Annotated in this window: 9 protein-coding genes; 3 read left to right on the forward strand and 6 right to left on the reverse strand. The window is 44.8% G+C overall.

What is annotated here, in order from left to right; translation table 11 throughout:
* Positions 1 to 288: 288 nt before the first annotated feature.
* The 3 genes from lysS to dph2 all read left to right on the forward strand — a co-directional run bounded on the left by lysS (position 289) and on the right by dph2 (position 3,684).
* On the forward strand, positions 289 to 1,884 hold the full coding sequence (lysS, locus tag MsAg5_RS03860; RefSeq protein WP_338099306.1) for a lysine--tRNA ligase: 1,596 nt from the start codon (positions 289 to 291) through the stop codon (positions 1,882 to 1,884).
* A 103-nt stretch (positions 1,885 to 1,987) separates the two neighbouring features.
* Complete coding sequence (gene hpt, locus MsAg5_RS03865) at positions 1,988 to 2,572, forward strand: hypoxanthine/guanine phosphoribosyltransferase (protein WP_338099307.1); 585 nt, start codon at positions 1,988 to 1,990, stop codon at positions 2,570 to 2,572.
* Positions 2,569 to 3,684 (forward strand): diphthamide biosynthesis enzyme Dph2, encoded by a 1,116-nt coding sequence (dph2, locus tag MsAg5_RS03870; RefSeq protein ID WP_338099308.1) that lies wholly within the window; start codon positions 2,569 to 2,571, stop codon positions 3,682 to 3,684. Before hpt ends, dph2 begins: the two co-directional genes overlap by 4 nt.
* Before the next feature lie 660 nt (positions 3,685 to 4,344).
* Here dph2 and MsAg5_RS03875 read toward each other — a convergent pair.
* From MsAg5_RS03875 to MsAg5_RS03900, 6 genes are all read right to left on the reverse strand, one after another.
* Positions 4,345 to 5,316 carry a calcium/sodium antiporter gene (locus MsAg5_RS03875; protein ID WP_338099309.1) on the reverse strand — a complete coding sequence of 324 codons (972 nt, stop codon included), beginning with the start codon at positions 5,314 to 5,316 and terminating at the stop codon, positions 4,345 to 4,347.
* Positions 5,317 to 5,693: 377 nt separating this feature from the next.
* On the reverse strand, positions 5,694 to 6,050 hold the full coding sequence (locus MsAg5_RS03880; protein WP_338099310.1) for a hypothetical protein: 357 nt from the start codon (positions 6,048 to 6,050) through the stop codon (positions 5,694 to 5,696).
* Positions 6,051 to 6,537: 487 nt separating this feature from the next.
* Positions 6,538 to 7,590, reverse strand: a complete 1,053-nt coding sequence (locus MsAg5_RS03885; RefSeq protein ID WP_338099311.1) for a hypothetical protein — start codon at positions 7,588 to 7,590, stop codon at positions 6,538 to 6,540.
* Positions 7,591 to 7,851: 261 nt separating this feature from the next.
* Positions 7,852 to 8,865, reverse strand: coding sequence for a hypothetical protein (locus tag MsAg5_RS03890; RefSeq protein ID WP_338099312.1), 1,014 nt, complete (start codon positions 8,863 to 8,865; stop codon positions 7,852 to 7,854).
* Positions 8,866 to 9,321: 456 nt separating this feature from the next.
* Positions 9,322 to 11,913, reverse strand: a complete 2,592-nt coding sequence (locus MsAg5_RS03895) for a hypothetical protein (protein WP_338099313.1) — start codon at positions 11,911 to 11,913, stop codon at positions 9,322 to 9,324.
* Between the two features lie 278 nt (positions 11,914 to 12,191).
* Positions 12,192 to 15,008: a GLUG motif-containing protein gene (locus tag MsAg5_RS03900; protein ID WP_338099314.1), complete on the reverse strand. Its 2,817-nt coding sequence runs from the start codon at positions 15,006 to 15,008 to the stop codon at positions 12,192 to 12,194.
* Positions 15,009 to 15,182: the final 174 nt, after the last annotated feature.

Raw genomic sequence — 15,182 nt, forward strand, 5'->3', positions numbered from 1 at the left:
GATTGATAAAAGGTATTTTAATCTTTACTTAAAAGAATGTGAATTTAGGTACAATTATAGGAATGAGAATTTATATCTGAAAATCCTGGAAATTATCAGAGAAAATCCTCTATTCTTATCATGACCCTTATTATTTATCTTAATTTTCCGTTCCGACAATGATAAAGTTTTAATAAAAATGGGGAATTAGTCCCTCAATCTATCCATTATATTTTATCAAATTATTTCACTCAAAAATCAAATTTAAAAATAAATTCAAAAATGAATTTTATTCATCAAGGTATTAAAATGACAGAAATTACACATTGGGCCGACGTTGTTGCCGAAGAAGTCGCGTCAAAACGCGCGCAAAACACCATCTCCACCGGCATTACCCCGTCCGGTCACATCCACATCGGAAATATGCGTGAAGTGGTCACGGCGGACGCCGTTTACCGGGCCGTAAAGGACCAGGGCGTCAACCCCGAATTTTATTACATTGCCGACAACTACGACCCGCTCCGGAAAGTCTATCCGTTTTTAACGGAAGAAGAATACGCCGGACACGTCGGCAAACCGATTTCCGAAATTCCGTGCCCGTGCAAACAACACAAGAGTTATGCGGAACACTTCCTGGAACCCTTTTTAGAATCCATGAACAAACTCGGGATTCATCCGAAAGTGCATCGAACCGACGAACTTTACAAAGCCGGCGCCTTTGCCGGCTCCATTAAAACAGCGCTGCGCTGCCGCGACCAAATCGCCGTTATTTTAAAAGAAGTGTCCGGCAAAGACGTGCTCCCGGACTGGAGCCCATTCAATCCGATTTGTGAAAACTGTTTGAAAATCAATACCGCCAAAGTGACCGGTTTTGACGAAGAAGAAGAAACCGTCAGTTACACCTGTTCCTGCGGCAAATCCGGCAAAGTGTCCATGACCGGCGGCGGCAAACTCACCTGGCGCGTCGAATGGCCGGCCAAATGGGGCATTTTGGGTGTCACCGTCGAACCGTTCGGCAAAGACCACGGCTCCAGCGGCGGTTCTTACGATTCCGGCGTTCGGATCGCGCGCGAAGTTTTCGGCTACGAACCGCCGTACCCAATCGTTTATGAATGGATTATGCTGGGCGAACAAGGCGCTATGTCGTCGTCGTCGGGCGTCGTCGTGTCCATTTCAGACATGCTTGACGTCGTTCCGCCGGAAACGCTGCGTTTCCTCATCATGAAAACAAAGCCGGAAAAGCACATTAAATTCGACCCGGGACAGCCGCTCTTGAACCTCGTGGACGAATACGAACGCTTGCGCGACAAAGAAGACGCGACCGGTATCGAGAAGCGGATCGTCGAACTCTCCAAAGCGGAAGGCGTCCGCCAATCCAAGATTCCGTTTAAGCAAATGGTTACTATTTATCAAGTCGCCGGCGGCGACCTGGCGCAAATCGATAAAATCGCCAAACGCTCCGGCTTTGACGAAGATCCCGAAGTCATCAACCAAATGGCAAAAAACGTCGGTGTCTGGCTCGATAAATACGCGCCGCCGTTTGCGAAGTTCGGCGTCAAAGACACGGTTCCGGTTCAATGCGCGTCGCTCACCAATACCCAGCGCGCCTTTTTGAACGCCTTTGCAGACGAATTATCCGGCCTTCAAAACGAGCTGACCGCCGAAGACGTTCAGCGGATTGTTTATGAAACAAAAACCGCCGGCACATCCATTGCCGAAAGCATGGTGAAATACGCCGGCGCTGCCATTCCGGAAAGCGAAGTCGACCCGAAAAACTTCTTCGCCGCCATTTATCTGGCGCTTCTCGGACAAACTTCCGGCCCCAAAGCCGGCTGGTTCTTGACGTCCTTTGACAACGCCTTCCTCATTCAGCGGTTTAAAGAAGCAGCGGCTTACCGGCCGTAACTTCTTTTCATTTTTTTCCGTTTTTTTATTTTACCGGGAACTTTTATTTTGTAATGATTTATTCTTTCCGTAATTGATTCTGATTTCTTTCGGAGATGACAAAATGCTTGAAAAACTCAAAAAATCTCTTGTCGAGGCGCCGGTGATTCAAAAAGAGTCCGACGGAAAGATTTACAATTATTTCGTTCATCCGATTTCCGACGGCATTCCGTCGATTCATGCGGATATTTTGGATGAAATCTCCGATTTCATCATCCGTTCCGAGGGCGGCCTTTCCGGCGTCGACGCGGTTTTGACGGTGGAATCGATGGGCATTCCGATCGCCATTCCGGTGACCATGAAAACCGGCGTTCCGACCTGTATCGTTCGAAAACGCAAATACGGTTTGCCCGGCGAAGTTGAATTATCGCAATCGACCGGCTATTCCAAAGGGCAACTTTTCTTGAACGGACTCAAAAAAGGCGACCGGGTTTTGGTCGTCGACGACGTCATCAGCACCGGCGGTACTCTTTTAGCGCTTCTCAACTGTTTGAACCGGATGGGCGTCACCGTTGCCGGCGTGTATTGCGTGATCGGGCGCGGCAGCGGCCCGGAAATCATTTTGAAAGAAACCGGACACAAAGTGACGGTTTTGGTAGATATTGACGTGACAAAAGACGGCGTGACCATCGCCGGGGGCTGCGAATGAAAACACCGATTTGTTTGAGCCCGTGCAGCGGCGGCAACGCCGAAGATCCGTCAGCGGACGATCCGTATATTGATTTTACGAAAGCGTCTTATGATTTTGAAGTGACTCAAATATTGGACAAAATCGAACAAATTCAAACGCAGAAGAATCAGACCGGCGACTTTTCCCCAATTTTGGTCGGTCTTCAATTTCCGGAAGGGCTCAAAAAACATGCCGTCGAATTATCATTTTTGATTGAAAACATCACCGGCGCTTCTGTTTTAATCTCGGCCGACCCGTGTTTCGGCGCCTGCGACTTGGACGCCGCCTTGATTTCCAAAACCGACGTGATGTTTCACTTCGGGCATGCGCAGCTGGAACACACCGATTTGGAGAAAAAAGTTTGTTTTATTGAAACCCGTTCCAAAGTGGACGTCAACCCTGCAATTCTGTCAGCGCTGGCGCTTCTTCCCGAAAAGAAAATCGGACTGGTGACGACGGTTCAACACGTTCACCAATTGGAAAACGTCAAATCCATTTTGGAAGACGCCGGGAAAACAGTTGTGATTGCACGGGGCGACAGCCGGACGCCGTACCCCGGACAGGTTTTGGGATGCAATTTCTCCGCGGCGCGCCCGTCAAAAGGCGATTGCGACGTTTATCTTTTTATCGGCAGCGGACGGTTCCATCCGATCGGCGTGGCCCTTTCTTCTAAAAAGCGGGTGGTTTGTGCAGATCCGTTTTTTTCGGAAGCGTTTGAACTGGATTTCCGGAAATTTTTGATGCAAAGAAGCGCCGTCATCGGCAATTCCATGGACGCCGAAACGTTCGGGATTATCGTATCCACCAAAAATGGACAATGCCGGGAAAAACTGGCGCAGCGCCTTAAAGAAAAAGCAAACGCACACGGAAAACAGGCCGTCATTTTAAGAATGGATTTGGTGACGCCAGACCAGATGCTGAATTTCCCGGTCGGCGCCTTTGTCAACACAGCTTGTCCGCGGCTGGCCATTGACGATTCCGGACGGTATCCGGTCCCGGTTTTGACGCCGCAGGAATTTGAAATCGTTCTGGGAGAACGGGATTGGGAAGATTTGATTTTGGACGAAATTTTAGAAGGGGAAAGGGAATAAAATTATCTATCAAACTCTTCTCCATATTGATTCATGTCGGATTATTTCTCCAACCGATGGTTGGAGAAATTCATTTCCTTGATACGCGTTTACTATCTTTTTGTTTGTTTTTTTGACGGGCGGCATGCGCGCGCGTTACAGCACACATTTTCTTTGCATTTCTAAAATCGAGGGTGCATTTTTCGAAGATGTCGTCCAAACCAACCCGTAAAATCAAACGCGATAGCGTTTGTATTTTACGGATACCACTGAGCAGATATAATTTTAGTTGTCAGTAAGGTGCAAATCGGATCAAGAAAGACGTGTATTGTTAGAAACAGAAGATGCAAACTGAAATCTAAAAACAGTCACCTGTCGGTGCAATTTGAAATTTAAATAATGGTGAACTGTCAGATGCAATCGGAATCTAAAGATAGTAAACTGCAGGTGCAAACTGTAATTTTAAAATGGTGAACGATCAGGTACAATCTGATCCGTTTACAAAAAATCAACTCTTAACTTTAAATACAGTCGGTCCACACCAATTTGTATCTATTTTGCAGCGGTATCCGTTTAAACAGACGCGATACGCGTCTGTTTAAACGGGATGGTTTGCTTGATGACAGAAAAATATTCTTTTTGCCACTTTATTTTTTATTCTTTATTTTCAACACCCTTTTTTTAAACCCAAACAAAGAGTCCGACCACGTAAATGACATAAATAACGGCAATCAAACCGCCCTGCCACCGGGTAATTCTTTTTTTGTAGCCGAAAATTGCCAGCAGAACGAACAGAACCATCATAAAAATAAAATCATAATTCATCAGCTGGCTGTTCACCGGCAATTTGGCGAAAAGCGATGAAACGCCTAAAATCATCGTGATATCGAGAACGTTGGCGCCGACAATGTTGCCGACGGACAGTTCTTGGCAGCCTTTTCGAAAAGACGTGATGGCGGTCACAATTTCCGGCAGCGACGTGCCGATGGAAATCACGGTCAAACTGATAATCAGTTCGGGAATACCGAGTTGCTGCGCAATCGTAATACCGTTGTCCACCACCAGTTTGCTGCCGAGAATGACCAAGGCGGCGCCGACAATGAAAACAACGGCGTCGAGCTTGTATCCGGAAAGCGGCACTTTCGCCCAAACGCCGGTTTTATCGTCCGGCAATTCGCAGGAAACCGTATCCGGATTCTTCTTTTGAGCCACATAGGTGTAAATCATGTAGGCGGCAAAAATCGCCAGCAGAATAAGGCCGTCAAAAGCGGTGATCATACCGTCGAGACACAACAGGAATAAAACGGCGCCGGAAATCAGAAGAAGGAGAACTTTGACGTTAAACGCTTTGTCGTCGACGCGAATGGCTTTGAGAACGGCGATAAAACCGATCGCGATACCGATGTTGCAAATCGTAGAGCCGACCGCGTTGCCGATCGCCATGTCGGCGTGTCCGGTCACGGCGGCCATAAAACTGACGGTAAATTCAGGCGCCGTTGTCGCAAAACTGACCACCGTCGCGCCGATGACGGCTTTGGGGATGCCGCTGCGCTTTGAAATACTGACGGCGGAATCCACGAACCAGTCCGCGCCTTTGGCAATTAAAATTAAGCCGAGAATAAATAAAACATAAATAAGAATGCTTGAAATCATAGTTTTTCACCCAAAAAATTCAATTAAAACAAATCCGTTATCGCAGGATTGACCGGCAGCGGTTACCACTTGATGGCATTTGGAAATTAAATCTGAAAATTTGATCGGAGAAAATAAAACACAAAAGTGGTATAAAAGGAATTTCCTTTTAAAAGATGCCGGATAAAGACAAAACAAATCATCTTGACGCCGAAAAAAAAGAAAACAAGACAAAAGAGAAAGAAAGAGAAAGAAAAATAGAATGAAGAATAAAAAATTCCGATTATGTTTCCGTTTTTGACGTTTTGGAAATTAAATGCCCGCTCTATTTTGATTCTGATTCCGAATTTGATTTGACCGAATCAAATTATTTTTCTTTTTAACCCCGGATATTCCGATTATTGAACGTGAATGAAACCGCCGGAGGAGCCGTTTGTGCTGTCCGGAACAGTTGTGTTGTTGGCCGAAACAGTTGTGTTGTTCGTGGCCGGAACAGTCGTGTTGTTCGTTGTCGGAACGGTTGTGTTGTTCGTTGTGTTCGGAACGGTTGTGTTGTCCGTGGTGTTCGGAACAGTTGTGTTGTCCGTGGCATTCGGAGCGGTTGTGTTGTCCGTTGTGTTCGGAACGGTGGTGTTATTTGTGCTGTTCGGCGACGTATTGTTCGCACCATCATCGACGCAGCCGCTGAGAGCGACGACTAAAAGAAGGAGCGCGATAGCCGCAAGGGTGAATAAAGATCGTGTTTGTTTTTGCATAAAAGAACCTTCTCCTGAACATGTCCAAGATTCACGTTTTTCAAAAAATCGTTTTTTAGAAAATTGTTTTTTAGAAAATTGTTTTTTAGAAAATTGTTTTTCAAGTCGTTTTTAAATGGTTTTTCAATCGTTTTTACTGTTTTTCAAATCGATTTCGAACATCATATTCAGAGACCGTTTTCAGATATCGTCGCATGATATCGATTTCGAATAACCGTTTTTCAAAGTCGTTTTTAGAGATTTGAGAAGCACAAAGCTTCCGAAAAAGTATGGCATAAAATATTATTTAAAATTTTGTGTAAAATATGGGTTTTAAAATTATAAAAAAAAGAAATAAAACAGATCCGGTCGAAATGAAAATCAAATAAAAAAAGAGGCAAAAAATAAGAAATTATGGCAAAAATAAGAAGTCATTCAAAAAATAAAAAATGATTTTGAATTGAATTTTATTTTATTCATATTCCGATTCAATCCAAAATCAATAAAATCAGGCGCGTGGATGACCTTTTTCAAATATGAGATCCGTAACACTCACATCAAATGTATTCGATGTGAAAGTGTCGATATCAAAGACCAAATTCCCGGCATCGTTGATGTAAGCTTTATATTCCGTACCGGCCACTGTGAGAATTAAATCGCCGGCTTCCGGGGTGCTTGTGTCAACGGCCCATTCTGTCAGATCGTCGGCAATCAGAGCATCCGGAATTGTAATGCCTCCCGGGGCGATATGTAATCTGAAAGTGAAGTTGTTACGCAAATCCAAATAACTCTCACTCGTGTTAAAATCGGTTGTTATAAACGTTGTTGGAGCATCTTCGCCGGTTGTAAAAGAGCCTTCAAATTCCTTCAAATCCCAATAGAGCCAAATGTCTTCTTCCCAAACCAGCGTCGTCACATCGATGGTGTAATCGTTGGAAATGGTTTCAAACGCGTCGAATGAAAGTGTTCCGTCGGTTGTGTTCAACGAAACGTTATAATCCGTGCCGTTGAACGTAAAGATGTAGTCACCGGCTTCACTTGTACGCGTATCGTTTGTCCAATTTCCGTTGCTCATCCACTCCGGCTGACCGGTGAAATTCATACTGAAACTGCACGCTCCGTCAGCTGAAACGGTCATTGTGCTGTTGTCCAACTCAGATGTATTGAATGGTATTGTCGGGCCGTCAGTCAGCGTAGCATTGAGTTCAACCATTTGAACTTTCCAAGTTCCGACAATCGAAATCTCCTTCACGGACGGCGTTGAACCGCCGCCGCCCGTCGACGGCGTGACTTGAATCACCGGCAGCGATGTGCTTGGCGTCGTGTTTGTTGTGTTGTTTGTTGTGTTGTTTGTGCTTGTATTGTTCGACCCGCTTGCATTGCTTGAGCCGCTTGTATTCGATGTGTTGCTCGCGTTGGTTGTGTTGTTTGACGTATTGTTCGTCGTATTGTTGGCGGTTGTGTCGTTTCCAAAATACGTACAACCGCTGACGCTGACCGACAGCGCGATAACGACGGCAACCGAAATGGTCAACATTATTTTGCTTAAACTTTTCTTCATCAGTTAACCCTCCTGCGAAGGAATCATAGAAATAAGCATAAATGCATATTTTTTGAAAATATGCCAAAAATAGATTATAATGAATATTATATATAAATATCAAAAAGAAGAAATTGAGGGAAGCTGAAAAGGATTTTACTTAAAAAAAAGAATGATTGGATCGGAAATTATTTTTTAAAAAAAAGAAAGGAAAATTGAATTGAAAAAAGATTCAATTCAATTATTCAAATCGGATTCAATCAAATTTAAACATTGACCAATTTAATCTGATCGTTGTTCAAAAACAAGGTCTTGGACTGTCACGACAAAACTGTTTGAATTAAAGGAATTGACGTTAAAGACCAAATCCCCATCATCGTTTATTTTTGCGTTATATTTGACGCCGTTGACCGTAAAAATTAAATCGCCCGCGTCTCGGGTATTTGTGTTAATGGACCATTCTGTGTTGTCTTCAACAACCAATGGTGCCGGAACATTAGACGCGGATTCATTTAACAATATCATTGCAAAGGTAAAATCACTCTCGTTCAAAATCAAATAACTGGCTGTCAAATTAAAATCGCCTTTTGTAAAAGGTATGCTTGGGCCGCCATCTGTTGTGAACGATCCGTTAAATTCTTTGAGGTCCCATGTTTCCCAAATGTCTTCTTCCAAAACAAGTGCTTCCAAATCAATGACGAAACCGTCGACAGTCGTATTAAACGCGTCAAAAGAGATGGTGCCGTTTGAGTTGGACTGAACTTTGTAATCCTTATCGGAAATTGTAAAAATATAATCACCGACTGCGCCTGTGCTCTTGTCGTATTTCCAGGTTCCTTTGCCGGTCATATTCGGCAAACCGCCGGCTCCATCGGCATCAACTTTAAAACTAAAATTCCCATCTTTGGAAATTGTGGCAGAACTGCTTGTAACGAACGACAGCGGAGTTGTCGAACATCCAACAGCACCAACATTAACGTAAATCGCTTCAATTTGCCACGTTCCGACAATGGAAATTTCACTCGGAACGGAACTGCCGCCGATTGACGGCGTCACTTTAATGACGTCCTTGTTGGTTGTGTTATTTGTTGTGTTGTTTGTTGTGTTGTTTGTCGTGTTATTTGTTGTGTTGTTTGTCGTGTTGTTGGTTGTGTTGTTGGTTGTGTTGTTTGTTGTTGTGTTGTTGGTGACGTTTTCATCGTCATCGCCGCCCAAACATCCGGCAGCGCCGACCGCAAAAACGGCCATCAAAACAACCGCGATTAAAAGAAACTGTTTTTGATATTGTTTTTTCATAGTTCGAACCTCATTTAAATGGCTTCAAAGCATTTTTAAAAAAACGGGAAAACACAACGACACGGAGACGTTATGCTTTCCGGTTATTGGAAAGTGACACTATGATTTTTTTATAAAATATGGAAATTAACAAGTAAAGCCAGCAAAATGACAGCTATTAAAAGAAACTGTTTTTGATACTGCAGATTCATAGTTCTAACCTTATTTGAACCGCTTCAAAGCGTTTTTAAAAAATAGAAATGCATAAAGACATGGAAACAATATGCTTCCGAATTATATTGGGGAGTTTTACTATAATAAATTTTTTATAAAATATACAAAGTAATAAATAATAATTCGATTAAAAAAATAAAATTTAAAATAAGATGCAATCGGATTGAAGATTAGAAGGTGAAGATCAAAAAATCGATCGGAAAAAAAAAATGAATTGAACTTTGGGTTCAATTCAAAATACATTTAATTATCATCTAAAGGTTCCGGGATGAAAACCGCCTCGTGCACAACAATGTGGTCGCTGCCGATATCGAGGTTGAAACCGGGTTCAATGATGAGATACCTGGCTCCGAAGACATGAACGATCCGGGCATTATATTCATTACCATCTCCGCCATCCATCCGGAAGGTGTAATCTCCCAAAAATTGGCTTTCGTTGATATCCCATGTTCCTTCAATCGGACCGGCCGGAACGTTTCCATCCAATATAATGGGGAGACTCCATGCCCCGTTGTCATAAAGATAAAGATCGATCGAGTCAATGAAATCATGGACGTTGTCGATGGAAATCGAATCGTTGCTGCCGTCCGGATTACGGGTGACATTCAAACCGATTAAACCATCGAAAAACAAACCGAATTCAACCGTCATCGGATGTTCTTTCAAACGGATATCCGTTGCCGTAACATTGACGCTGCCGATATCGATTTCCAAATCATCAAAGACCAAATATCCGGTTTCATCCAGGTGCGCATTGAATGCGGACGGACCGATGAAGAAAATGAAATCGTATGGCTGGGCGGTACTGAGATTGTACATCCAAAAACCGGATTGTGCCGGATAGTCGTTGATCTTAATTTCAACAGAATTGTTCGGATGGATCAGAATCTCAGAATCAGAAGAATTGACTGATACGCCGACATCGTCGACTTCCAGCGTCAAGTTGTCAACGACCCAAAGCATGGAAAGGGAATTTTCCTGCCATTGGAAAATCGGAAGTCCGTACGGACCGGCGTCCATTTTCCAAATATTATTGAAATCCCACGATGTCCATTCTTCCGGAATTTCCGTCGTGTAAGTGGACTCCGTGTACAATTCCGTGAACATTTTACCGGTGCCGCTGTAACTTTCGGGGTTGCCTCTTGAGTAAACCGACATCAATTCATAAGCATAGTTTTGGCTGTCGCTGTAATTGTTTTTGGCTTCGTCGCCTTTGATGAATCCGACAATCCGGCCGATTTGTCGGCCAGAGGGCTCTATACCTTTCTCTTGCAAAACGACACCACCGTTTGTAAAAATATTATTTTTCACAAAAGATTCGCCGCCTTCGACGCGGCCCACAATGCCGCCGACATTTGTTTCATTGCCGCAGATCACGCCCATGACATAACAGTTTGTAATGGAGGTGTTATCAATCCGGCCGGCAATGCCGCCGACATTTCGAAGGCCTATGATGTTACCGTCACTGCCGTCGGGAAGATATTCCGCCCGGAAATAACAATCTGTCACGGTTCCGGAATAAGACAAACCGGTAATGCCGCCAATCATGCCGCCGTCGTCTAGGTCGCCGAAAACCGCCGTGTTCATCACGGAACTTTCCCGAACGATGCCGCCGGCATTCAGCCCGGCGATGCCGCCAACGGCCATTGTTCCTTGAATCCGGCTGTTAAAAACCGTACAATTTTGAATAACGGCCGGACCGCTGAAGTATCCTTTGGAAATCAGGTCTTCAAACAGATCTGCATTTTCCGTGATTTCGTCAATTGCGGATTTGATGGCGTCAAACTGGCTTTCGCTGATATTGACATTTACGCCGACGATGCCGCCCATCCCTTCCTTCGCCTGAAACGAACGACCGTAAACATAGCTGTCCCGGATGGTCCCCGAGTTGATGCCGACTAAACCGCCTTTGGCGTAATCTGAGGATTCGCTCACGCCGCCTGCAGAATAGGAGATCGAACAGGAAGAAACCGTTCCCATGTTGATGTTGGCCAACTCGCCGGCGCCGATGAGACGGCTGAAAGTATTCGAATTCATCAACATGACATCGGACACGGACCCAGTTTTACCGATGATGTTAAAAAGCCCGCCGGCGTCGCGCGGCCGAGAGAAAGAAGCGCCGGAAGAACCGACCGGAAGCGGATAGCTGCCGAAATCAATCATTTTGCCGTTTCCATTAAAGGAACCGGTAAACGCATTTTTGAAGGATAGGCCGATCGGATCGTCCGAACCGACCATGTCAAGAAGACTTGGGTAACCAATCGGCGTCCAGTTGTTTCTGAAAAACGTGATATATTCAGATTCGCCGTTCCAGCTGCCGTCTGTGCCTTTGACGGCAGCCCAATCGACTTTTTGCCAATCTGCCGGGGTGAGGTTTTCAAATGACGTGGAAGAAGCAATTTCATTGCACACGAGCAGCCACTGATAGGCGGTTTGATTCCAAACATCCTGATTGCTGAAATCATAACATTCCGGATCATTGAAAGATAAATCATTCATCACGATGTAGTTGCCGTTCAGGTTGTTTCGGACGTTATACAAGTCTTCCACCGTATAGATTTTAACGGAAGATTTGGAACCGCCGGAACCGGAACCGCCATCCTGTGAAACGTAAATCGTATTGTTTTTCGATTCCGGATCCGAGCTGTTGTTTTGGTTGTTGTTCGTATCGTTTCCGGCCGGCGTCGCGGAGCCCGGACCCGACGAATTGTTTGTTGTATTTGGCTGTACGGGGTCATCGCCGTCGTAAATTCCGGCAAAGAGAAGCAGCAAGAATAAAAGAATCAAAATAGCTGCTGCTCCGATCAGGTACGTTTTTTTCTGTTTTTCATTCATAGACTAACCCTTCTAAGAGGTAAATCGTAAAATAAGAAAGGCATAATTGCACACGAGTCATGCAAAATATGCAAAATACATAAAATGCGCAAATGATGCACCTTATGAAAACAGACGGAATCTTATTTAAAATTTTCAAGATTGAATACAAATATTAAAATAATAGTTTGAATATTAAAATATAGACAGAATAGTTATTCACTCTGTTTTAAAAAAAGGAAAAATGAATTGAACCGAAGTTCAATTCAAAATTTGGGGGTTTGGTTTGAAGATTGTTCTCATTTGTCACGAATTACGAAGTTTTGAATATCAACATCATCAACGCCGTCGCCGTCAACATCGATGAGACTCGGCTCAATCATTATGTAATGATTTCCATAAATGAGAACGAGTCTGGCATTGTATTCTTCCGAACCGGTTCCGAAAGTCAGGAGGTAGTCGCCCATTGATTGAGTTTCGTTGATGTCCCAGGTTCCGTCTAATATGAACGGAAGGAGGGCAATGTTGATCGAGAAATTCCATGTGTTGTCGGAATGCGGAATCAAACCAAATGAAATCAGGTTCACTTCGGAATAAACACCGTTGCCGGATTCAAGATCAATGTCGATGTCAAAGAAAAGATCACCGGTCCAATTTCCGTAAGCTTCCGCCGTCACCGGACTTTCTTTTAATATTATACCGGTTGCATTGACATCAGTTCCGCTAAATTCAAAGTCCACGTCTTCGACAACCAGACAACCTTTTTCGTCGACATGTGCTTTGAAAATATAGTTCGAACCATTCAAGGAGAAAACAATATCTCCGAACTCGGGTGTGCTTAAATCATATGCCCAAGTGCCGTTTAAATCATTTCGCATTCCGTCAATGTAAATATAAACGCAGAACCCACCACCGTCATGGAAATGGATGTTGGTTGCACCAAATGCTTGCGAACTGTCGTTTATATTCAGTGTCATTGAGTCAATCTCCCAAAAGTCATGAATCGACGGTTCTTGCCACTTAAAAATCGGAAGTCCGTACGGACCGGCATCCATCTTCCAGACGGAATCGAAATCCCATGCCATCCAGTTGCTGTTTTCTTCCGTATAGGTTTCCTGTTGATAGAAGTCCCACAGAATTCTCAGCGTGCCGTCGCCGTCCTGTATCCCTCTTGTCATGATATCAGCACCGGCAGCGTTGACAATACCATCATAGACATAATTGTCAGCATCCGAATAGCCAACAACATCGGATGTGATTTCGCCGTAAACGGCACCGGATTTTGTGACCTGCCATTCCATAAACGGACCGATGACAACATTGTTCTTCACAACGGATTCGCTGCCGGAGATGCGGCCGGCGATGCCGCCGATGTTGGCAACAGCGTTCTCGCTGATTTTGCCGGTGAAATAACAGTTCGTGATTGACGTGTTGTAAACGGAACCGGCAATGCCGCCGACAAAATTCGGCGAATAACCCTTTTCGTCAACGATGTGAAGGTCTCTCGTGTAACAATCCCGGATGGTTCCGTAGAAGGAATAACCGACGATACCGCCGACGGATTCGTTTCCTTCCACTTGAACATTGTTGACGGAACTTTGCGTGATGGTTCCGCCGACGTTGAGACCGGCAATACCGCCGACGCATTTGTTGCTGAGAATGTAAACTTTGGGGATCGATTCGGATTTGGAATCATAGACCGAACAGTTTTCAATCAAACCGGCGCCGCTGAGATGTCCTCCGGAAACGAGTCCCGCGAAAACATTGGCATAGACGTCGGCATTGGAAACGCCGGACGCGGCCAACGCGTCGGCCAACGCCGAGAGGATGTCTGCATTGAACCATTGCGCGTCGGCGTTGGCATTGATGCCGGCGATGCCGCCGGCGCCGATCAGATTGACGTCGCCGTCTCGCGGATCTAAATAACCGCCGATCTGGGTATCAAAAATGAGACAATCCCGAACCGTTCCGATATTGACGCCGGTGATGCCGCCGACGGCAACGCTTGTGTCGACGCCGAGCAAATTGCTGCCGCGCACACCTGAAACAACGTTCGTGGCATAATTTGCCGTCACCACACAAGAAGAAATGGTTCCGAAATTAAAACCTGAAATCATGCCGACGCCAAACGAACTGTCTGTTTGGCCGGCGTTCAGGGTCAGATTTGAAACGGAACCGTTGCTGCCGATGACGCCGAAAAGGCCGCCCGAATGAGCGTTGAATTTGTTCAGGGATTCGTCAAGCGTTCCGTTCGGAAGATAGCTTTTCCCGCCGGTTTTAGAAATTCCGCCCCGTAAATTCCAGATCGTGTGTCCGTTGCCGTCAAACGATCCCATAAAAGATGTGTTGAAACCATTCGTAAAAGCAGCGTCCAGTTCGGATTGGTTCATGGCGGCCAAGATCGTTGAAACGTTTGAGGCGGTGAAATCCACACCCATCGACGTCGCCTTTTGTTTCAAAACGGTGCTTGCCGACTCGATGTCAATGTATCCGATCGGGGTCCAGTATTTTAGGAAGAAATCCATGTAGATGAAACGGTACTTATAAACTTCTTGACCGTTTTTTAATTCCTTACCTTTGATGATCGCCCAGTCGGCATCCGTCAGATTTTCCAAGCTGTCGCCTTCAAATGTTCCGGAAGATGACGTTTCGAGCAATTGTAAAGCCGCATAATTCCAAGCGCCCTGATGGCTAAAATCGTAAGAATTTGGGCCGCCAAAATTCAAGTCGTTCATCAAAACGTAACTGCCGTTCAAATTGTTCCGGATGCCGTACAAGCCTTCCACCGTACTGATTTCGATGACAGACCCGGATTCGTCGCCCGTCGGCCCGCCGAAACTGCTGTCCGGCGTGACGTAAATGGTGTCGTTTTTTGTCCCGGTATTCGTTCCGTTGCTTTCGTTGTTATCGCTGTTGCTGTCGTTATTGCTGCTGTTGCTGTTATTATTGCTGCCGTTTTCAGCCGGATCGAAACCCGGACCTGACGAATTGTTTGTCATGTTCGGCTGTTCGGGGTCCTGCCCGACGTAAACGCCGACAAAGAGAAGAAGCAAAAATAAAAGAATTAGGAGAGCAATCGCTCCGTAGAGATACGTTTTTTTCTGTTTTTCATCCATAAATAAAACCCTCTGTGAGGACAATTAAAAAATTGAAATGCATATTGCGTGTAAAATAAATGCAAATTATGCACCGTCTGAAAACAGAAGAAATCATATTTAAAATTTTCAAGATTGAATGGCACTATAAAAATAATAATTGAAGCATTAAACCTTGAAAAGAAGGTGTTGTTT

Source organism: Methanolapillus africanus (assembly GCF_032714475.1).
In the GTDB taxonomy this organism is placed as follows: Archaea; Halobacteriota; Methanosarcinia; order Methanosarcinales; family Methanosarcinaceae; genus Methanolapillus; species Methanolapillus africanus.